Genomic DNA, 20,850 nt, shown 5'->3' on the forward strand with positions numbered 1-20,850 from the left:
GCGGCGTGTCAACGCGAAGATGCCGGTTTGCTCTGGAGAATGACACCCCTTTTGAGTGGCTGGCCCCCCGGAGTGCTTGCCACCCGAAGGGTTCGGACGTCCCTGGCGGCTACCGCTCGGCCGACTTGCCCCCCGATCGCGTGCCGGCCGCCGCCGGCGCCTTGGCGCCCGAGGACGGGCCGCCGGCCGGCTTCCCGCCCCCGGTCGGGACCTCGAAGGACTCCAGCGCCTCCAACACGTCCTGCACACGGGAGATCTCGGCGTTGATGTCCTCGCGCCTGCGCACCAGGACGTCCAGCTCGCGCCGGCCCTCGGCGACGGTCTTCTCCGCCTCGGCCTCGGCGTCGGCGCGCAGCTTCTCCGCCTCGCGGATCAGCCCGGCCTTCTTGGCCTCGGCCTCCTTCAGCAGCGACTCGGCCCGCTTCACCGCGGCGATCCGGACCTTGCTCGCCTCCGAACTGGCGTCCGCCAGCATCTGCTTGGCCTTCGCCTCGGCCTCCTCGCGCTGCTCGGTCGCCGCCTTCATCAGGTTGTCGACGCGTTCGCCGGCCGTCTTCATCTGCTCCGCCGTCTCCCGGCGGGCCCGCTCGTGCAGCTCCTCGATCTCGCTCTCCAGCCGGGCCCGCAGCTCCTCGGCCCGCTCCCGGATCGCCGTCGCGTCGCGCCGGGCGCCGACCAGCAGCTCGTCGGCGTCGGCACGGGCGCGCTCCACCAGGGTGTTGCCCTCGACGGTCGCCTCCGACGCGATGCGCACGGCCTCCTTGCGGGCCGCGCCGACCATGGTGTCGGCCTGCCCCTCGGCCTCCGTGGCCGTGCGCAGCGCCTCCTCCCGCGCCTTGTTGATGAGCTGGTCCGCCTGCTCGGCCGCGTCCGCCCGGCGCTTCGCCGCCGCCTCGCGCGCCTCGTCCAGCAGCCGGTCCGCCTCCTCGCGGGCCGCGGCGCGCAGCGCCTCGGCCGCCGACTCCGCCTCGGCGCGCAGCCGTTCGGACTCCTCGCGGGTCCGGGCCGCGTGCTCCTCGGCGGAGCCGAGCCGCTCGGCCGCCTCCGCGCGCAGCCGCTCCGCCTCGGCGGTCGCCTCGGCCAGCAGCCGGTCCGCCCGCTCGGTGGACTCGGCCCGGCGGCGGTTGGCCTCCGCGGTGGCCTCGACGACGAGCTCCTCGGCCGCCTGCGCCGCCTCGGCGCGGACGCGCTCGCTCTCGCTCGACGCCTCCCCGACGAGCCGGTCCGCCTGCGCCGCCGCGTCCGAGCGGATGCGGTTGGCGTCCTGGCGGGCCTCGGCACGGGCCTTGGACGCGTCCTGCTCCGCCGACGCGAGGGCGTCGGTGGCCTCCGTACGCACTCGCTGGCTGTACTCGGAGGTGTCCGCGCGCACCCGCTCGGCCTCGGCGACCGCCTCGGCGACCGTCCGCTCGGCCAGCGCCTTCGCGGCCCCGGTCTCCTCGTCGGCCTCCCGCCGGAGGCGGTCGGCGTCCTCGGCGGCACGCCCCCGCTCCGCGTGCGCGTCGGCGCGGACCCGGTCCGCCTCCGCCTGCGCCTCGGTGCGGGTGCGCTCCGCGACGTGCTCGGCGGCCGAACGCAGCCCGGCGATCTCCTGGGCGGCCTGCTCCTGGAGCCCGGCGACGGAGTCCCGTACCTGCTGGGCGGTCTGCTCGGCGGCCGCGACCAGCTCGGTGGCGCGGGCGTCCGCCTCCTCCACCAGCCGCTGGGCCTCGGCCTGCGCCTCCTCCACCCGCTTGCGGGCGGCGGCGAGCAGCTCCTCGCTCTGCTCGCGGGCGCGCTCGCGCTCCTGCTCCGCCTCGCCGCGGGCCGCGCCGAGGATCTCCTCGGCCTCCCGGCGGCGGCGGGACGCCTCCTCCGTCGCGGCGTCCAGCGCCTCGGCGGCCTCGGCCGCGACCCGCTCGGCGGCGGCCGCCGCCTCCGCGCGCACCCGGTCGGCGCTCTCCTGCGCCTCGGACTTGAGCCGTTCCGCCTCGGCGGCCGCCTCCCCGCGCAGCCGTACGGCGATGTTCTCGCCCTCGGCACGGGCCTGCGAGGCGTCGGCGGCGGCCTCGTCGCGCAGCCGCTCGGCCTCCGCCTCGGCCTGCTCGGTCAGCGTGCGCACCCGCTCGGCGGCCTCCGTGCGCTGGCGCCCGGTCTCCTCGGCCGTCTCGCGGCGCACCCGCTCGGCCTCGGCCCGCGCCTCGGCCAGCGCCTCCTCGGCGGCGGCCAGCCGGCTCTCGGCCTCGCCGTGCAGCCGGGCCAGCTCCTCGGCGGCCTCGGCCTGCCGGGCGGCGACGGCGCGCTCGGTCTCCTGGCGCAGCTCGGCCGCGGCCCGCTCGGCGGCCCGCGTGGTCGCCTCCGCCTGCTCCTCGGCCTCGACCCGCAGCCTGTCGGCCTCGGTCCGGGTGCGCTCCAGCGTCTCCTCGGCCTGCTTGCGCAGCGCGGCGGCGCGCTCGGCGGCCTCGGCGCGGACGCGCTCGCTCTCGCCCTGCGCCGAGGTGCGCAGCTCCTCGGCGTCGGAGCGGGCCTCGGTCAGCAGCTCCTCGGCCGTACGGGCGCCCTCCTCCAACTGCTGGATCGCCTCGCGGCGGGCCTCGCCCCTGATCCGCTCGCCCTCGGCGACCGCCTCGGAGCGCAGTTGCTCGGCCTCGCCGCGCAGCCGGCGGGCCTCCTCCTGGAGCTCGACCGTCCTGGCCCGGTACTCCTCGGTGTCGTCCTTGGCCGCGCCCTTGAGCTGGTCGGCCTGCTCGGCGGCCTCGCCGCGCAGCCGGTCCGCCTCGGCCTCCGCCTCGCGGCGGATGCGCTCGGCCTCCTCGCTCGCGGCCTTCGTCGTCGACCGGGCGTCCTCGGACGCCTTGGTCAGCACCTCCTCGGCGCCGCGGGCCGCCTTGGCGAGCTGGGCCGCGGCGTCCTCGGCGGCCGCCGTACGGGCCTTCTCGGCCGCCTCGGCGACCAGCCGCTCCGCCTCGGCGCGGGCGTCCGCGAGGGCGCGCTCGGCCTCCTCCTTGAGCGCCTCGGCGCTCTTGGTGGCCTCGCCGACCAGCCGGGCGATCTCCGACCGGGCCGTACGGGTGCGCTGCTCGTTCTGCGACTCGGCGGCGGCCAGTTGACGGGCGGCGGCCTCCTTCGCCTCGGAGAGGACCTTCTCGGCCTCCAGGCGGGACTCGCGCAGCCGGGTCTCGGCCTCCGCGAGGCGCTGCTCGGCGGTCCGGTTCAGCTCGGTGGTCTGGCGGCGGGCCTGCTCGGTCTCCGTACTGGCCTCGGAGCGCAGCCGCTCCGCGTGGGCGCCGGCCTCCTGGGCCTGCGCGGAGGCGGCCCCCAGGAGTCGCTCGGCGTCCTTGCGGGCGCGCAGCAGGATCGCCTCGGCCTCGGCCCGCGCCGCCTCGGTCTCCGAGCCGGCCCGCCTGCGGGTCTCCTCGGCGAGCCGGGCGGCCTCGTCGCGGGCGGCGCTCAGCGCCTGCTCGGCCTCGGCGCGGGACTCCTCCAGCAGCCGGCGGGCCTGCGCCTCGGTGCGGGCGCGCAACTGCTCGGCCCAGGCGACGTTCTCGTTGACGTGGGACTCGACGGTCTGGCGGCGCTCGGCCAGCTCCTGGTCGAGCCGCTGGCGGCGCTGGACGGCCTCGGTGTGCAACTCGGCCTGCAGGCGCGCCTGGTGCTCGGCGTGCTCCTGCAGGATCCGCTGGGTCTGGGCCCGCGCCTCGCGCAGTTCGCGCTCGGCGTCGCCCCGCATCTGCTCGGCCTGGAGCTGGGCGTTCCGCAACATCTGCTCGGCCTGGTAGCCGAGATCCGCGCTGTCGTAGGCGGGACGGGTCGCGAGATGGCGCCGCGCCTCGTGCAGCTTGGCGCGCAAGACCTCGACCTGGTAGCCGAGGTCCTCGGCGTGCTGGACGGCCTTCTCCCGCTCGGTCTTCAGCCGGTCCATCTCGGCTTCGAACCGCGAGAGATGGTCGTCTTCAGCTCGGTGGCTCTCCTGGCGTTCGTAGCCCCGCACTGCGCGGTCCCATCCTTCCCCGAGCTCTCAAACTTCGTTCGAGCAGGGGAGACCCCAACCCTGATCGCAACGAGCACCGCTCGCCGACGAGCGGTCCCCCGGGGAATGGTGACAGACGAACGACGAGGACGCGGTACGGCCCCGACCCGGCCCCGGCCCGGAACCGCCACTCTACCGGGCCGGGTATGCGGAGGTCAGTGCTCCGCCCGCGAGGTGACCAGTTCGGTCAGCACGCCGTGGCAGTCCTTGGGGTGCAGGAACGTGATCCGGGACCCCATCGATCCCGTCCGGGGCTCGTCGTACAGCACCCGCACGCCCTTGCCGCGGATGTCGGCGGCGTCCCCGTCGACGTCCGGGGTGCCGAAGGCGATGTGGTGCACGCCCTCCCCGTTCTTCGCCAGCCACTTGCCCACGGCCGAGTCCTCCCGCGTCGGCTCCAGGAGCTGGAGGTAGGAGGCCCCGCCGTCCGAGGTCTCGTTGATCTTGAGCATGGCCTCCCGCACGCCCTGCTCCTCGTTGGTCTCGGTGTGGAACACCTCGAACCCGTACGTGGCACGGTAGAACTCGACCGTCCTGTCCAGGTCGAAACAGGCGATCCCGATGTGGTCGATGCGCGTCAGCATGGAGTCAGTGCACCGCTCCCACCGTGGTTACGCAACGTGCGCGCGATCACACCGGCTGCCGGATGACGGGCACCGGAGCGCTCAGTACATTCAGGTAAACCCTCGTTCACATCCGATCCCAAGGGGCCGTGCCCATGCCAGCAACGACCGGTACCACCACCTCAGTGATCGTCGCGGGCGCCCGGACGCCCATGGGCCGCCTCCTCGGCTCCCTGAAGAGCTTCTCCGCCGCCGACCTCGGCGGTTTCGCGATCAAGGCGGCCCTGGACCGGGCGGGCATCGGCGGCGACCAGGTCCAGTACGTGATCATGGGCCAGGTGCTCCAGGCGGGCGCCGGGCAGATCCCCGCCCGGCAGGCGGCGGTCAAGGCCGGCATCCCGATGAACGTGCCCGCGCTCACCGTCAACAAGGTCTGCCTGTCCGGGCTCGACGCCATCGCCCTGGCCGACCAGCTCATCCGCGCCGGGGAGTTCGACGTCGTGGTCGCGGGCGGCCAGGAGTCGATGACCAACGCCCCGCACCTGCTGCCCAAGTCCCGCGAGGGCTACAAGTACGGCGCGATCGAGATGCTGGACTCCATGGCGTACGACGGTCTCACCGACGCCTACGAGAACATCCCCATGGGAGAGTCCACCGAGAAGCACAACACCCGCCTCGGGCTGGACCGCGCCGCCCAGGACGCGGTCGGCGCCCAGTCCCACCAGCGGGCCGCGGCCGCCCGGAAGAACGGGCTCTTCGAGGCCGAGATCACCCCGGTCGAGATCCCGCAGCGCAAGGGCGACCCGGTCCTCTTCGCCCAGGACGAGGGCATCCGCCCCGAGACGACCCCGGAGTCCCTGGGCAAGCTGCGCCCCGCCTTCGCCAAGGACGGCACGATCACCGCGGGCACCTCCTCGCAGATCTCCGACGGGGCCGCCGCGGTCGTCGTCATGAGCAAGGCCAGGGCGCAGGAGCTGGGCCTGGACTGGATCGCCGAGATCGGCGCCCACGGGAACGTCGCCGGCCCCGACAACTCCCTCCAGTCGCAGCCCTCGAACGCCATCCGGCACGCCCTGGCGAAGGACGGCCTGTCCGTCGAGGACCTGGACCTGATCGAGATCAACGAGGCGTTCGCCGCCGTCGCCGTCCAGTCGATGAAGGACCTCGGCGTCACCTCGGAGAAGGTCAACGTCAACGGCGGCGCCATCGCGCTCGGCCACCCGATCGGGATGTCCGGCGCCCGGATCGTCCTGCACCTGGCCCTGGAGCTGAAGCGGCGCGGCGGCGGCACCGGGGCGGCGGCGCTGTGCGGCGGCGGCGGTCAGGGCGACGCGCTGATCATCCGCGTTCCGGGCAAGTAGCACCCGACATCAGGCACGGCGGCAAGGCGAACGGAGCGGTGAACGTGGACGTGGACGTCCCCACGCTGGTCGAACAGGCGCGCGCGGGCAGACCGCGCGCGGTCGCCCGGCTGATCTCACTGGTGGAGGGGGCGTCCCCGCGCCTGCGCGAGGTGATGGCCGCGCTGGCGCCGCTGGCCGGCCACGCCTACGTCGTCGGCCTGACCGGCTCGCCCGGCGTCGGCAAGTCCACCTCCACCTCCGCGCTGGTCGCCGCCTACCGCCGGGCGGGCAAGCGGGTCGGCGTCCTCGCCGTCGACCCGTCCTCGCCCTTCTCCGGCGGCGCGCTGCTCGGCGACCGGGTCCGGATGTCGGACCACGCCTCCGATCCGGGCGTCTACATCCGCTCGATGGCCACCCGCGGCCACCTGGGCGGTCTCGCCTGGGCCGCGCCGCAGGCGATCCGGGTGCTGGACGCGGCGGGCTTCGACGTGGTCCTCGTCGAGACGGTGGGGGTCGGCCAGTCCGAGGTGGAGATCGCCTCCCAGGCCGACACCTCCGTCGTGCTGCTCGCGCCGGGCATGGGCGACGGCATCCAGGCGGCCAAGGCCGGAATCCTGGAGATCGGCGACGTCTACGTGGTCAACAAGGCCGACCGGGACGGCGCGGACGCCACCGCCCGCGAGCTGAACCACATGCTGGGCCTGGGGGAGTCCCGCGCCCCCGGCGACTGGCGGCCGCCGATCGTGAAGACGGTCGCCGCGCGCGGCGAGGGCGTCGACGAGGTGGTCGAGGCCCTGGAGAAGCACCGGGCCTGGATGGAGGAGCACGGCGTCCTGGCCGAGCGGCGCACCGCCCGCGCGGCCCACGAGGTCGAGACGATCGCGGTCACCGCGCTGCGCGAGAGGATCGCCGACCTGCGCGGCGACCGCCGCCTGCACGCCCTGGCGGAGCGGATCGTGGCGGGGGCCCTGGACCCGTACGCGGCGGCGGACGAGCTGGTGGCGGGGGTCACGGGCGAGGGCTGAGGGGGGCGGTCGCCCCGCGAGGAGCCGGGCCCGCGCCGCGTCGTCGCTCGGCGCGGTGCTCGTCCGCCGGGGTCGGCGGCCCGCTCGCCCCGGTTCCCGCCGCCCGGCGGAGCTCTTCGGGCGGGCGGCAGCCGTGTGCGGCGATGTAGTGGACGAGGCCGGCCCGACGGCGCAGTCCGTGCCGTCCTCCGCCTCCGCGCGCAGTCACACCGAACCCAGCCACAGCGCGGTCTCCCCGTGCTGCCCGCCGGGACGGAGATCCGATCGGCGTCGCGGAATCCGCTCCGGCGGTAGCCGCGCATCCGGTCTCCCCGTACGCGGCGGCGAGGACCGCACCGGCGCCCGCTCCACGTCCACGCATCCGGTGGCGCACGGGAGCTCCGGGCGCAGCCGGCCATCCGACGTTGAGCATGGCGGGGGACGCCCCGTCGGCGGGTGTACGCCGACAGGTCCGGGTGGTGGCTCATGCGCGCCCCTCTGCGTCGGTCCCCTGCGCGGCTGCTCCCGCACCGGGCTCGCGGCCGCTCAGAGCAGGCCGCGGTCCATGAGGGCCTCCGCCTCGTCCCAGTCGATGAACCGGCACGAACCGGTCGCCAGGTCGACCGCTACCGGCAGGTTCCCTCCCAACCGCATCTCCTCACGGCCGTGATCGAGATATTCGACGTGGTCGTAGGGGGCGATGTAGCGCCCGCCGTCGGTGAAGCAGTACTCGGCGCTGATCCGGACGTTCGAGGAACGCCCCCAGGACCTGCTTTCGGAGGCGAGGAACTCCGCGGCCCTGCGTTCGGCGCATTCCTTGTCGAGCATGTCAGTTCGTCCTCATGGGGTGGTGGTGGCGGTACCTGGCATCGGCCGGGTTCGCCCTGCCCCGCTGGAAGTCGAGGAGACGACCGGGTCCGAGCGTCGCGCCCCTCACGCGGTCGAGACGATCGCGGTCACCGCGTCGCGCGAGGAGATCGCCGACCCGCGCGGCGACCGCCGCCCGCACGCCCTGGCGGAGCGGATCGCGGCGGGTGACCCGGACCCGTACGCGGCGAAGGCCTCCGGAGCCGCACGCGTCGCTCCGGAGGCCTTCGTCCTTCCCCGTCAACCCTCCTGAGCCGGACGTTCCTCGTCAGCCGCGCACTCGGCCCGGCGGGCGGCTTCGACGTACCGCGGGGCGAACCTCATCGTGTACGCCTCGGGTACCTCGTACGGTGACTCCCAGAACTCCGGCTGGAAGCTGTCGCCGTCCTCGTGGCAGAGGTGACACGAGGCGCACCACTCCGTCCGCCAGGCGTAGGCCACGGCGCGGACGCCGTCGATGGTCGCGTCCAGCGGACCGTCGTTCCGGTACCAGCGGTGGAGATCCGCCGCACCGCAGGCGGGACAGGCCGCCGAGAGATCGGCAGCGGCCGGTTCGCGGTCGAACGCCGCCCGCCAGGCGGCCGTGAGCTCAGGTGGGACGGTCCGCCACCCGCCCGGACCGGGGAGGGTGGACTCATCGGTCGCGAACAGGTCCATTCCCGCGGCCTCGGCGGCGCCGAGCGTCGTGCACTCGCCTGTCACCAGGTCGACGCGGACGGGGCCGACGCCGACCGCCATGAACGACGGGTCGCCGGTCTCCAGGTAGCGGCGGTCCTGATAGCCGAAGTAGGCGTGGTCGCCGACCACGGCCGAGTGGCCGTCGATGGCTACCAGCTCCACCGCGCTGTTGCGGGGGTCCCCGTCCACGTACGCACGGGCCAGTTCGGCCGCCTGTTCGAAACTGATCACCGGTCGGTCCTCAGGAAGCCGAAGTTCCGGTAGGCGCCGGGCTTGGCGTGACCGGACTGCCCGTCGAGGAATATCACGTCGCCCTTCACATTCACCACGTTGAAGACGTGTGAGTCCTGGGGGCCGGGGCCGTAGCCCCACACGATCCCGCGAGCGCCGTCCCCACCCGTCTTGATGTCGCGCACGATGCCGCTCAGGGTAGTACGCACGAAGGACCTGCCGCCGTAGAGGCCGGTGATCGCCGAGTCGCCTCCCCGCCTGAGGTTGGCCGGCGCCGAGGACGGAGCACCGTCGGCCAGCAGCCGGTCCACGGCGACGGCGCAGGCTCGGCAGTTCTCATCGCCCTTGAGGGGGTTCACCAACTGCGTCAGGTGAGGGGTGGTCGGCGTCTTGTAGGAGAGCTTGCCCCGCAGGTAATGGACGGATCCCCCACCGCCCGGACCGAAGCGCAGGTTGCCGATCGAGTTCGCCGCCGACTCGGGGGAGACCGCCGCCCGCCGCCACCCCGTCAGCCCGCCGAGGCCGGTGACCGCGATCTGCTGGGTCAGCTCCTCCGCCGTCTCCGCGTACAGGTCGGCGAGCGCGTCGCAGCCCTGCTGGCGGAGCATGTACTCGGCGCGGTAGAGGCGGTACGCGGGGCGCACGGGGAGGTACTTGTCGACGAAGCCGCCGGCGCCGCCGTTCTGGCCGGTGTAGGCGTCGTGGACGTCGCCGACGAACTCGAAGGGCATCTTGAGCCCCTGCACGAAGCCCTTGCCGAAGATCTTCAGGCCCTCGCCCACGCTGTCCACGCGGCCGTTGCCGTCGTCGCCCGGCACCGGGGTCAGGCCGCTCGGGTCGGTGAGGACGGTGGGCTGGTTGTCGGCGTACGCGTACGCCGAGACGTAGGGCGTGGTGAGGCCCCTCGTGGCCGGGTCCGGGCGGTCGAAGCGGCCGGTGGACGGGGTGTACTGGCGGGCGTGGAGGTCGAGGTCGCCGGTGGTGGCCTCGTGGCGGGCGCCCGTGTAGGACGGGGTGCTCGCGGGGGCGCCGCCGGTCACCGTGCCCAGGACGCGCGTGCCGTACGGGTCGTAGGCCCACCGCTGGTGCAGCGTGCCGTTGGAGCTGGTGACGGCGAGCGGGGAGCCCTGGGTGTCGTGGTGGTAGGAGAAGACCGCGCCCGCGCCGGTCCGGGTGGCGGCGGGCTGGCCCAGGGGGTCGTAGCGGTAGGACTGCTTGACCGCCCAGGCGCTGTCGTACTCGGTCGCCAGGATCGGCAGGGGGCCGTTGGGGTCCCACTGGGTGCGGTTGGCGACCGTGCCGGCCTTGGACGCGGTGACCTGGTTGCCGCTCGCGTCGTGGTCGTAGGTGTACGAGGAGCCCGCGACGGTGGCGGCGGAGACGCGGCCGGCCAGGTCGTGGGTGTAGGTGTCCGCGCCCGCCCCGGTCCGGTTGCCCTCCGCGTCGTAGGTGTGGGGCGTGGTCGTGGCGCCCGTCGTGGTCGAGGTGAGCTGGTCGGCGGCGTCGTAGGCGTACGCGGTGGACGTGGCGCCGAGCGTGGAGGTCAGGCGGTTGCCGACCTTGTCGTAGCTGTAGGACGTGGTGCGGCTCGCGGCGCAGCCGGTGACCCAGGGCTGCGGGTAGCAGCCCGAGGTGAGCCGTCCGGCCGCGTCGTACGTCAGGTCGTAGCCCCCGGTGCCGACGCCGGCGCGGGTGACGTCGACGCGGGTGGGCAGGCCCGCCGCCGAGAGGCCGAGCGCGGTCCCGGTGACCGTCGCCCCGGCCTTGGTGGCGGTGACGGCCGTCAGCCGGCCGGCCCGGTCGTACGCGCGGTCCTCGGTCTCGGTGTTGGGCAGCGCGGACCGGGTGAGGCGGCCGGCCGGGTCCCAGGTGTACGTGGTGGTGGCGCCGTCGGCCTTCATGGTGGCCGTGCGGCCGTCGCCGTCGTACGTGTAGTCGATGACGCTGCCGTCGGAGTACTTCCGGGAGAGCATCCGCCCGGCGTCGTCGTAGGTGTAGGCGAAGCCGCGGGTCTTGGTGAGGTTGCCGACCGCGTCGTGGACGAAGTCCTCGGAGATCCGCGCGTTGGCCCGGAGGGTCATCTGCCCGGCGTCGTCGTACCCGAAGGTGACGTCGGGGGTGGCGTCCGAGTAGTCGATCTTGGTGAGCAGGCCGCGCGCGTCGTAGGCGTGGCTCGTGGAGCCGCGCGGGGTGGTCTTCCTCACCAGCCGGGAGTCGGGGTCGTACCCGTACGTCGTGGTGCGGGCCAGCGGGTCGGTGACCGTGGTCAGCCGGCGGGCGTCGTCGTATCCGTAGGCCGTCACGTGGTCGTTGGCGTCGGTCCGGGAGACGAGGTTGCCGACCGTGTCGTAGCCGTAGGCGGTGACCGCGCCGCCGGGGGCGGTGACGGTGGTGAGCCGGTTCAGCTCGTCGTAGCCGTAGGCGGTCCGGCGCCCGTCGGCGTCGGTGCGCAGGGTGACGTTGCCGACCGCGTCGAACACCGTGCCGCTCGTGCCGCCGAGCGGGTCGGTGACGGAGGTGGGCCGGCCGGCCGCGTCGTAGGCGTAACGGGTGGTGTACGGGGCGGGGTCGGCGCCGGTGACGTTGCCGCGCGGGTCGACCGAGGTGGCGCGGCGGCCGTCGTCGTCGTAGCTCCAGCTCTCCTTGTGGCGCAGGGGCGAGGTGCGGCTGAGCAGGTTGCCGTCGGCGTCGTAGGCGTACGTGGTGGTCCGGGTCACCTGGTCGGTGCTGGTGGCGAGCCGGTCGTTCTTGTCGTGGACGGAGGTGACCGTGTTGCCGAGCGCGTCGGTGACCTTGGTGACGTTGTCGTTGGCGTCGTAGGCGTACCCGGTGGTGCGCTTCAGCGGGTCGGTGACCACCAGCGGCCGGTTGACCGCGTCGTAGGTCGTCGTGGTCGCCTTGCCGGCCGGGTCGGTGACCCTGGTGCGGTTGCCCGCCGCGTCGTAGCCGTAGCTCGTCGTGTACGCGGCCGGGACGGCCCCGTCCACGTGGCCGCGCGGGGAGACGGCGGTGAGCAGCCGGCCCACCTTGTCGTAGGTGTACGTGGCCTTGTCGCCGACGGCGTCGGTCTCCGAGGTGAGCCGCCCGCCGGTGTCGTAGGCGCGGGTGACGGACTTGCCCGCGGCGTCGGTCGTCCGGGTCAGGTTGCCGGCGTCGTCGTAGCCGTAGGTGGTGGTGTTGCCCGCCGGGTCCTCGGCCGAGACCAACTGCTCGGCGCCGTTGTACGTGTAGCGGGTGGTGCGCTTCAACGGGTCGGTGGCCGAGGTGAGCAGCCCGCGCCCGTCGTAGGCGTAGCGCGTGGTGTGGGCCGCCGGGTCGGCCCCCTCGGCGTTGCCGCGCGGGTCCGTCATGGAGGTGACCCGGCCCGCCGCGTCGTACGTGAACGTCGTCCGCTCGCCCAGCGGAGTGGTGACCGAGGTGCGGTTGCCGGCGGCGTCGTAGCCGTAGGCGGTGGTCTTGCCGCGCGGGGTGGTGACGGTGGCGATGGCGCCCAGCGCGGTGTGGGTGTAAGCGGTCTTGCCGCCCATTGGGTCGGTGGTGGAGGTCAGTTGGTTCGCCGCGTTGTACGTGTACACCGTCTTGTTGCGGCGGCCGTCGGTGTGGCTCGTGACGTTGCCGGCGGCGTCGTAGGTCCAGTTCTCCTCGTAGCCGAGGGCCGCCGGGGCCTTGCGGCTGATCATCCGGCCCGCGGCGTCGTAGGCCATCGAGGTGGTGTTGCCGCGCTGGTCGGTGATCTCGACGGGCCGCAGGTGGCGGTCGTAGTCGTAGGCGATGCTCTTGCCGTACGGGTCGATGGTCGACATCAGGACGTTGCCGGAGTACACGTCGGTCCACACGCCGCCGTCGGGCGCGGTGGTGTGCGACTCGCGGCGGCCGTCCCAGGCGAACGTGGTCGTTTTGCCGTTCTGGTCGGTCTGGGTCTTGATCCGGCCCGCGGCGTCGTAGGTGTTGGCGACCTTGCCGCCCGCCGGGTCGGTGTAGGACGACAGCCGCTTGTCGGTCCCGTACGCGTACGAGGAGGTCTTGCCGGTCGGGCCGGTCACCGAGGTCAGCAGACCGCCGGTGTAGCCGTAGGAGACCGACGTCGCGTCCGGCAGCGACACCTTGGTCAGCAGGCCGTCCGTGCCCACGGTGAACGCGGTGGTGCGGCCGGCGGCGTCCTTGACGGAGGCGAGCCGGCCGGAGGCGTAGGTCAGGGTCAGCCCCTTGCCGGCCGTGTCGACGACGGAGGTGAGCCGGCCGCCGCCGTCGAAGGTCCGCCGGGTGTGGTCCGGCGTGGTGAGGGTGTGGTCGGTGGAGCCCTTGACCAGCTTGACCGCCGAGCCCGCCGGGGCGGTGTACGTCCCGTCGCTCTTCTGCGTGAACACGAACGACGCCCCGTCGTCGGCCCGGTACGTCGCCTTCCCCGCGGCGAAGGCCAGTCCCGCGTCGAACGGCGTCGACCACCCGCGCCCGAGGAGGCCGGCGGCCGTGGCGTCGGAGCGGTAGGTGCGCTCCAGGGCCAGCGGCTTGCCGGGGCCGACCAGGGAGGCGTCGGTGAACCGCTCGAAGTACATGCCGGTCGCCGTGTTGACCGGGTCGGCGCGGTGCGCCTGCGCGTAGCAGGTGCAGATGCCGGCCTGGGCGCCGGGGATGTCAGGGGTGTAGAAGGCCTCGACCAGCGGCGAGGTGGTCCCGCCCGGACTCGACGTGCCGTCGGTGCCGGTGAGGAAGATCCAGGCGTGGTACTTCTTGCCGTCCTCCAGGTGCCCGCCCAGGGTGCTGCCGCTCCACCAGAAGCACTGGTCGGCCGGGTAGGGGTTGCTGGGCCACCAGCCGTAGCACCACGCCCCGTTGTCCAGGTACCGGCCGGTCGGGTCGCCGGTGGACCGCTTGATCTCCTGCTGGTGGACGTAGTTGCCCGCCTCGTCGAGGACGTAGAGCCACAGGCCGGAGTAGGAGGCGGCCGAGGCCGTGGGCAGCTTCAACTGCCCGCCGATGGACAGCATGGCCGGGTAGGCGGTGGCGTACGCGTTGACCCAGGTCGGGTTCCCCGTCGCCTGGGCCGCCGGCGGCGCTGCCTGCCGGGCGGTGGGCGCGGCCGCCGGCCCCCGCTCGGCCCGTTCGGCGGGCCGGGCGTGCGGGGGGCCGGAGGGCCGCTGGACGGGTGGGCCGATGTAGCCGCGGAGCGGGGAGAGTTCGTCCCGCTCCTCCTTCATCTGCCGACGGCGCTCGGCCAGCGTCATCGCCTCGGGCGGCTTCGGCAGGTCGGCGGCGGTTCTCGCCTCCGCCTGCGCGCCGGCCGCGGCCGGGGGCCGGTCCGCGGGGGACGCCCAGGCGGGGGCGGCGGCGCCGCCGGCCAGCAGGGCGAGAGCTAGAGCGCTCATGACAAGTCGTCGCGCTTGTGTGCGCACGGTGCATCACCTGTGGGTAGATCGTGAATACGTTCGAGGTGATGCTTGATCCACAGGCGGTGCGGAGTAACCCGGAGCGCGGAGTGCGGCTTGATCACGACAACCTCCCGGGCGGGGCCCGGCCGTTCGTTCCCTGATCACGGCGGTACGGGTGCCCTGGGCGCATCCGAGTTTGGCCGGAACTCGATCTTCTCCGCGGGCGCGCCGCGTGAACCGCTCGGAAACGTCCGCGCAACCGCGGGGGGCGCGCACATGTCCGGCCCCGTACGGCGGCAGCGGTACGGGGCCGGGCGGCGGGATCAGGCGTCGTCCCGGTCGTCGTCCCCGCCCTCGCCGTCGTCCTCGCGGTCCACCGCGGCCTCGCCGGTCCTCGCGTCGACCTCCACCTCGTGCCGCACGCCGTCCTCACCGCTGATGTCGACCTCCCAGCGCGGGGCGGTCCGGCGGCCGTCGTCGTCACCGTCGCCGTCCAGGTCGATCGAGGTGACGCGGCCCGGCGCGGCCTTCAGCGCCGCCCCGGCGGCCGCGTCCCAGGCGACGGCGGACGAGCGGGGCGCGTGGCGGTCGCGGTCGTCGCCGCCGTCGCCGGCACGGGTCTTCACGACCTTGCCGCTGACGGCGTCGACCGACACGTCGTGCCAGACCCCGTCGGAGCCGTACAAGTCCAGCTCCCAGACCGTACGGGAGCGGGCGCCGTCCCCGTCGTCGTCCAGTTCGGCCCCGGTGACCGTGCCCGGCGCGCTCTTCAGCGCGGCGGCGACGGCCCGCTCCAGCGGGACGCGAACGTCGGGGCCGGCGTCCGCGCGGGCGTCCTGGCCGTCGTCGTCCCGGCCGTCCGTGTGCTCCTCGCCGGCGGTCCGCGGCGCGGACGCGCCGCCGCGGCGGTCGCCGTCACCGTCCGCGAAGGCGACGGTGGCGGCGGCCGTGCCGCCGATGAGCACGGCCGCGGTGACCGCCGCGATGGTGGCGTTGCGCTTCATGGGGTTCCTCCTCGGGGGCTGCTGCTGTGCGACGCGGTCCACCCTGCCGGGGCGTTGCTGAACGCAGCCTGAAGCCGCCTGAAGACGCCTTCAGGCGGAGTTTGCGAGGCTGGGCCCATGCGCCTGTTGATCGTGGAGGACGAGAAGCGTCTCGCGGTGTCCCTGGCTCGGGGGCTGACCGCCGAGGGCTTCGCCGTGGACGTCGTGCACGACGGGCTCGAAGGGCTGCACCGGGCGGGCGGGGGCGGCTACGACCTGGTGATCCTCGACATCATGCTGCCCGGCATGAACGGCTACCGGGTCTGCGCCGCCCTGCGCGCCGCCGGCCACGAGGTGCCGATCCTCATGCTGACCGCCAAGGACGGCGAGTACGACGAGGCCGAGGGGCTGGACACCGGCGCCGACGACTACCTGACCAAGCCCTTCAGCTACGTCGTCCTCGTCGCCCGCGTCCGCGCCCTGCTCCGCCGCCGCACCGCGACCGCCGCGCCCGTGCTGACGGTCGGGGACCTGCGCGTGGACACCGCCGCCCGCCGGGTCCACCGGGGCGGGGAGGAGTACGCCCTCACCGCCAAGGAGTTCGCGGTGCTGGAGCAGCTCGCCCTGCGCGCCGGACAGGTGGTCAGCAAGGCGGAGATCCTGGAGCACGTCTGGGACTTCGCCTACGACGGCGACCCGAACATCGTCGAGGTCTACGTCTCCACCCTGCGCCGCAAGCTCGGCGCGAGCGCCATCCGCACCGTGCGCGGCGCGGGCTACCGGCTGGAGGCGCGGTGAGGTCCGTACGGGCCAGGGCCGCGCTCGGCGCCACCCTCGTCGTCGCCGCCGCCCTGGTCGCGGCGGGCCTGGCCGTGCTCCTGGTCCTGCGGGCCAACCTGATCGGCCAGGCGGACCTCCAGGCGGAGATGGCGGCCCGCGAGGTGGCCGGGCAGCTCGCCGCGGGCGCCCCCTACGGTGAGCTGGAGCTGGACGACGAGGAGGACCACCCGGTCCAGGTCGTCGACGGCGACGAGCGGGTCGTCGCCGTCTCCGAGGGGCTCGACGCGATCTCCGGCACGGGGACGGCCGCCGTCGCCCCGGTCCCCTCCGCGCCCGCGGGGCCCGGCGAGGCGTCCGGCGACGACGATGACGACGACGGCGGCGGCCCGCGCCGGGGCGAGGTCTCCACCGGCGACGCCGACTTCTCCGACGGCGCCGCCACCGTGCGCCGCGCCACCGCCGACTACCGGTTCGCCGCCGTCGAGGCGACCACCCCGGCCGGGACCGCCCTGACCGTGTACGCGGGCGCGCCGCTCGCCGCCGAGCGGGAGGCGGTGGACACGGTGCGCGGGGCCATGCTGACCGGGCTGCCGCCGCTGCTGCTGGTCGTCGCCGGGGTGACCTGGCTGGTGACCCGGCGGGCCCTGCGGCCGGTGGAGGGCATCCGCCGCGAGATGGCCGCGATCACCGCGTCCCAGGACCTGGCCCGCCGGGTGCCGGAGCCCGACTCGCGCGACGAGATCGCCCGCCTGGCCCGGACGACGAACGAGACGCTGACGGCCCTGGAGGCGTCGGTGGAGCGGCAGCGGCGGTTCGTCGCGGACGCCTCCCACGAGCTGCGGTCCCCGATCGCCTCGCTGCGCACCCAGTTGGAGGTGGGGGTCGCCCACCCGGAGCTGCTGGACGTGCCGGGCGCGGTCGCCGACACCGTACGGCTCCAGGCGCTGGCGGGCGACCTGCTGCTGCTGGCCCGGCTGGACGCGGGGGAGAGGCCCGCGAGCGGCACGCTGGAGGTGGGCGCGCTGGTCCGCGAGGAGGTGTCGCAGCGCACCGGGGACCGGGTCGCGGTCCGGGTGGAGGCGCGGGGACGGGGGCCGTTCGCGGCGGCCGGCTCGCGCGGGCAGGTGGCGCGGGTGATCGGCAACCTGCTGGACAACGCCCAGCGGCACGCCGAGGAGGTGGTCGCCGTGTCGGTGGCGGCCGACGGCGGCGGGGTCCGCGTGGAGGTCCGGGACGACGGGGCGGGCGTGCCCGAGGGCGAGCGGGAACGGATCTTCGAGCGGTTCGTCCGGCTCGACGACGCCCGCAGCCGGGACGACGGCGGCGCGGGGCTGGGGCTCGCCATCGCCCGCGACGTCGCCGCCCGCCACGGCGGCACGCTGACGGTGCACCGGGCGGCGGAGGGCGGCGCGGCCTTCCGGCTGTGGCTGCCCCGCCCCCGCGCCTGACGGGCGCGGGCGGGGCCGGGGTCCCGCGCGCTCCTACGCCTTGCCGCGCCTGGCGCGCAGGTGCTCCGCGATGGGGGTCAGCGCCGCGTGCAGCTCGGCCAGGGCCTCGGGGGACAGCAGGTCCATGAAGTGCTGCCGCACCGAGGCGACGTGGTGCGGGGCGACCTTGCGCATGGTCTCCGCGCCGTGCTCGGTGAGCACCGCGTACAGCCCGCGGCGGTCCGACTCGCAGTGGGTGCGGCGGACCAGTCCGGCGGTCTCCATGCGGGTGATCTGGTGCGAGAGTCGGCTCTTGGACTGGAGGGTCGCGGCGGCGAGGTCGCTCATCCGCATCCGCTGGTCGTCCGACTCGGAGAGGTTGACCAGGATCTCGTAGTCGTTCATGGTCAGGCCGAACGGCTGGAGGTCCTTCTCCAACTGGTGCGTCAGCAGCCTGCTGACGTCCAGGTGGGTGCGCCAGGCGCACTGCTCCGCGTCGCTCAGCCAGCGGGTGGCCGTCTCGGTCTCCATATGAGGATTCTACCTAAGAAGTTGAAATCCGGACGAAAATGGGGTGTGACGACCGGCACTCCGGCCGCCCTCGGGGGCGGCGGGCCCGGCCGCGCGTACCGGCTGCCGGGCGCAGACGTTCGACGTCACACTCCGCAGACTACCGTTCACCGATCGAAGCCGCGGCGGAGGCCGCCCCCCGGCCGCGGAGCCGCCGGGGTCCCCAACTGGCGGGCGCACGCGGGCGCGAGGCCGCCGGCCGCCCGCAGGCCGCCCGTGCGCCGGGGGCGCCCCGGCCGTCCGGCGGCGTCGCGCGCCCCGTCCGCCCCCGGCCGCGCGACGCGCACCGCGCGGGCGGCCCCGGTTCCCGCGGCCGCTCGGCGCGATGCCACAATGGCGGTGCTTGTGCCCGCGTTCACAAGCCGTCGCGACCCTCCCACCCGAAGGTGCCCCTGTGGACATCAAGACCGCTTCCGCCCTGCACCGGCTGCGCCTCATCTCGATTCCCGAGGCGTTGTCCTTCCCCGCGCTGATCCTTTTCGGCTCGGTCCTCAGCCGCGTCTCGGACATCGACTTCCTGATGATGCCGCTCGGCATGATCCACGGCGTGCTCTTCGTCGTCTACGCCGTGCTGCTGCTCGACGTCTGGATGAAGGCCAAGTGGCCCCTGGGCCGTGTCGCCCTCTTCTTCCTGCTGGCGCTGGTGCCCTTCGGCGGCCTCTACGGCGACAAGCGGCTCAAGCAGTACGAGGCCGACGGCGTGATCGCCGCCCGTGCCCGCCGCGAGGGCACGGTCAGCGCGTGATCGTCGCCTTCTCCGTCTCCCCGCTCGGCGTCGGCGAGGACGTCGGCTCCTACGTCGCCGACGCCGTACGGGTGGTACGCGAGTCCGGCCTGCCCAACCGCACCGACGCGATGTTCACCTCCGTCGAGGGCGAGTGGGACGAGGTCATGGACGTCGTCAAGCGCGCCGTCGCCGCCGTCGAGGCCCGCGCCGGCCGGGTCTCCCTGGTACTGAAGGCCGACATCCGGCCCGGCGTCACCGACGGCCTGACCTCCAAGGTGGAGACCGTGGAGCGCTACCTCGCCCCCTGACGCCCCGTCCGCGCGGCCGCGCCGCGCGTTCACCCGATAGGCCCCCGACACCACACGGTCGGGGGCCCTTCCGGTTCCGGACCGAAAACCCCTCACTCGGACCTGCCGAGTCGCCACGTCGTTGCCCGTCCCCTTCTGTGGGGATATCAACCCGTTCGACAGTGGGAGGCACGGTGCGGTCGGAGGGCTACGACTACGACACCTACAGCCGGCTCGCGGGACCGCTCTCGGAGCCGGCCCCCACCGGCTACCGGGTGCGGTACAGGAGCCTGCTCTCGACGGAGGACCACCGAATAAGGGCCGTCCTGCTCATGACGCTCGCGCCGGTGCTCACCGGCGTCCTCCTGCTCTACCTGGTCTGGCCCAGCCACTGGACCGACCGCGAGAACGGGGAGCCCTGGCTGGTCGCCGCCGACACCGCGATGCTGGTGTCGATCGGGTTGATCGAGCTGTTCATGCTGGTCAACGTCGTCTCCATTGCGCACGCCACCCTGGTCGCCCGCGACCCGGTGCCCGTCACGCCCGAGCCCGGCACCCGCGTCGCCTTCCTCACCACGTACGTCCCCGGCAAGGAACCGCTCTCCATGGTCCGCGCCACCCTCAAGGGGGCCGTGCGCCTGACGCACCCCGGCCCGCTGGACGTCTGGCTGCTCGACGAGGGCGACGACCCCGGCGCCCGGATGCTCTGCGCCGAACTGGGCGTGCACCACTTCACCCGGCGCGGGGTGCCCGAGTGGAACCGCCGCAAGGGCGTCCACAAGGCCAGGACGAAGCACGGCAACTACAACGCCTGGCTCGCCCTGCACGGCGGCGACTACGACTTCTTCGCCTCCGTCGACACCGACCACGTGCCGATGCCCAACTTCCTGGAGCGGATGATGGGCTACTTCCGCGACCCCGACGTGGCCTTCGTCGTCGGCCCGCAGGTCTACGGCAACTACGAGACGGCCGTGACCAAGGCCGCCGAGTCGCAGCAGTTCCTCTTCCACGCGCTCATCCAGCGCGCCGGCAACCGCTACGGCGCGCCCATGTTCGTCGGCACCAACAACGTCGTGCGCGTCGCCGCGCTCCGGCAGGTGGGCGGCCTGTACGACTCGATCACCGAGGACATGGCCACCGGGTTCGAGATCCACCGCCGCCGCAACCCGCTCACCGGGCGCTACTGGCGCTCCGTCTACACCCCGGACGTCCTGGCCGTCGGCGAGGGCCCCGCCTCCTGGACGGACTTCTTCACCCAGCAACTGCGCTGGTCCAGGGGGACGTACGAGACGCTGCTCCAGCAGTACGGCAAGGCTCTGTTCCGCATCCCGCCCGGCCGCCTCCTCAGCTACACGCTGATGCTCGTCTACTACCCGATGACCGCCGTCAACTGGCTGCTCGGCATGGTGAGCTGCGTGCTGTTCCTCTGGCTCGGGGCCTCCGGCACCCAGGTCGCCGCCTCCGTCTGGCTGATGCTCTACAGCGACGCCGCCGCCCTCCAGATCGGCCTCTACCTCTGGAACCGGCGGCACAACGTCTCCCCGCACGAACCCGAGGGCTCCGGCGGCCTCGCCGGCATGGCCATGTCCGCGCTCTCCGCGCCGATCTACCTCCGGTCGCTGGGCTCGGCCCTGCTGCGCACCGACGGCCGCTTCGTCGTCACCCCCAAGGGCGGCCAGGCCTCCCCGGACCGGCTGCTCACCTTCCGCGTCCACCTCTTCTGGGCGGCCGTCCTGCTGGCGTCGCTCGCCGCGTCGGTCCTCCTCGGCCACACCCACGCCGCGATGCGGACCTGGGCGGTGCTGGGGCTGGCCATCTCGCTCGCCCCGGTCGCCGTCTGGGCCTGGACGGTCCGGCGGGACCGGCCGGCGGCCGCGACGAGCACGGTCCCCGCCCCCGCCGCCCCCGCGCCCCCGCCCGCCGAACCGGCCTACGTCCCCGCCGCCCCGGCCCCGCCCGCCACCACCGCGGGGGCCGGCACCACCGCCACCACCGCAGGAGGGAACTGAACC

At 74.1% G+C, this 20,850-nt stretch carries 14 protein-coding genes and 1 pseudogene; 8 read left to right on the forward strand and 7 right to left on the reverse strand.

What is annotated here, in order from left to right; genetic code table 11:
- Positions 1 to 109: 109 nt before the first annotated feature.
- Entirely contained in the window at positions 110 to 3,970 is a 3,861-nt protein-coding gene (scy, locus tag ACZ6EJ_RS13905; protein WP_469267097.1) for a polarized growth protein Scy, read from the reverse strand.
- A 194-nt stretch (positions 3,971 to 4,164) separates the two neighbouring features.
- The gene (mce, locus tag ACZ6EJ_RS13910) at positions 4,165 to 4,593 is read right to left on the reverse strand and encodes a methylmalonyl-CoA epimerase (protein ID WP_469267099.1); all 429 of its coding nucleotides are present in this window, start codon (positions 4,591 to 4,593) and stop codon (positions 4,165 to 4,167) included.
- Between the two features lie 164 nt (positions 4,594 to 4,757).
- Here mce and ACZ6EJ_RS13915 point away from each other — a divergent pair, with 164 nt between their 5' ends.
- Entirely contained in the window at positions 4,758 to 5,933 is a 1,176-nt protein-coding gene (locus ACZ6EJ_RS13915) for an acetyl-CoA C-acetyltransferase (protein WP_469267124.1), read from the forward strand.
- 38 nt (positions 5,934 to 5,971) lie between these two features.
- A complete protein-coding gene (meaB, locus tag ACZ6EJ_RS13920) occupies positions 5,972 to 6,940 on the forward strand; it encodes a methylmalonyl Co-A mutase-associated GTPase MeaB (RefSeq protein ID WP_469267101.1) in 969 nt (322 codons plus the stop codon).
- Between the two features lie 525 nt (positions 6,941 to 7,465).
- Here the strand turns inward: meaB and ACZ6EJ_RS13925 are convergent.
- The gene (locus tag ACZ6EJ_RS13925; protein WP_469267102.1) at positions 7,466 to 7,747 is read right to left on the reverse strand and encodes a hypothetical protein; all 282 of its coding nucleotides are present in this window, start codon (positions 7,745 to 7,747) and stop codon (positions 7,466 to 7,468) included.
- Between the two features lie 94 nt (positions 7,748 to 7,841).
- Here ACZ6EJ_RS13925 and ACZ6EJ_RS13930 point away from each other — a divergent pair.
- A pseudogene (locus ACZ6EJ_RS13930) lies at positions 7,842 to 8,039 on the forward strand (hypothetical protein); the annotation flags it as partial.
- On the opposite strand, the gene ACZ6EJ_RS13935 reads toward ACZ6EJ_RS13930, so the two are convergent.
- The 3 genes from ACZ6EJ_RS13935 to ACZ6EJ_RS13945 all read right to left on the reverse strand — a co-directional run bounded on the left by ACZ6EJ_RS13935 (position 8,027) and on the right by ACZ6EJ_RS13945 (position 15,068).
- The gene (locus tag ACZ6EJ_RS13935; RefSeq protein WP_469267104.1) at positions 8,027 to 8,695 is read right to left on the reverse strand and encodes a hypothetical protein; all 669 of its coding nucleotides are present in this window, start codon (positions 8,693 to 8,695) and stop codon (positions 8,027 to 8,029) included. The pseudogene ACZ6EJ_RS13930 and the gene ACZ6EJ_RS13935 overlap by 13 nt on opposite strands.
- Entirely contained in the window at positions 8,692 to 13,920 is a 5,229-nt protein-coding gene (locus ACZ6EJ_RS13940; RefSeq protein WP_469267126.1) for a DUF6531 domain-containing protein, read from the reverse strand. Before ACZ6EJ_RS13940 ends, ACZ6EJ_RS13935 begins: the two co-directional genes overlap by 4 nt.
- Positions 13,921 to 14,387: 467 nt before the next feature.
- The gene (locus ACZ6EJ_RS13945; protein ID WP_469267105.1) at positions 14,388 to 15,068 is read right to left on the reverse strand and encodes a PepSY domain-containing protein; all 681 of its coding nucleotides are present in this window, start codon (positions 15,066 to 15,068) and stop codon (positions 14,388 to 14,390) included.
- 117 nt (positions 15,069 to 15,185) lie between these two features.
- On the opposite strand from ACZ6EJ_RS13945, the gene ACZ6EJ_RS13950 reads away from it, so the two are divergent.
- Positions 15,186 to 15,845 carry a response regulator transcription factor gene (locus ACZ6EJ_RS13950; protein ID WP_469267107.1) on the forward strand — a complete coding sequence of 220 codons (660 nt, stop codon included), beginning with the start codon at positions 15,186 to 15,188 and terminating at the stop codon, positions 15,843 to 15,845.
- Complete coding sequence (locus ACZ6EJ_RS13955) at positions 15,842 to 17,275, forward strand: sensor histidine kinase (RefSeq protein ID WP_469267109.1); 1,434 nt, start codon at positions 15,842 to 15,844, stop codon at positions 17,273 to 17,275. Before ACZ6EJ_RS13950 ends, ACZ6EJ_RS13955 begins: the two co-directional genes overlap by 4 nt.
- Positions 17,276 to 17,308: 33 nt before the next feature.
- On the opposite strand, the gene ACZ6EJ_RS13960 is transcribed toward ACZ6EJ_RS13955, so the two are convergent.
- Positions 17,309 to 17,785 (reverse strand): MarR family winged helix-turn-helix transcriptional regulator, encoded by a 477-nt coding sequence (locus tag ACZ6EJ_RS13960; RefSeq protein WP_469267110.1) that lies wholly within the window; start codon positions 17,783 to 17,785, stop codon positions 17,309 to 17,311.
- Positions 17,786 to 18,218: 433 nt separating this feature from the next.
- Between ACZ6EJ_RS13960 and ACZ6EJ_RS13965 the strand changes: the two genes are divergently transcribed.
- From ACZ6EJ_RS13965 to ACZ6EJ_RS13975, 3 genes are all read left to right on the forward strand, one after another.
- On the forward strand, positions 18,219 to 18,569 hold the full coding sequence (locus ACZ6EJ_RS13965; protein ID WP_469267111.1) for a DUF3817 domain-containing protein: 351 nt from the start codon (positions 18,219 to 18,221) through the stop codon (positions 18,567 to 18,569).
- A complete protein-coding gene (locus tag ACZ6EJ_RS13970; RefSeq protein ID WP_469267113.1) occupies positions 18,566 to 18,859 on the forward strand; it encodes an MTH1187 family thiamine-binding protein in 294 nt (97 codons plus the stop codon). Before ACZ6EJ_RS13965 ends, ACZ6EJ_RS13970 begins: the two co-directional genes overlap by 4 nt.
- 173 nt (positions 18,860 to 19,032) lie before the next feature.
- Positions 19,033 to 20,847 carry a glycosyltransferase family 2 protein gene (locus ACZ6EJ_RS13975; RefSeq protein WP_469267114.1) on the forward strand — a complete coding sequence of 605 codons (1,815 nt, stop codon included), beginning with the start codon at positions 19,033 to 19,035 and terminating at the stop codon, positions 20,845 to 20,847.
- Positions 20,848 to 20,850: the final 3 nt, after the last annotated feature.

The organism is Streptomyces sp. NPDC041970 (assembly GCF_055588985.1).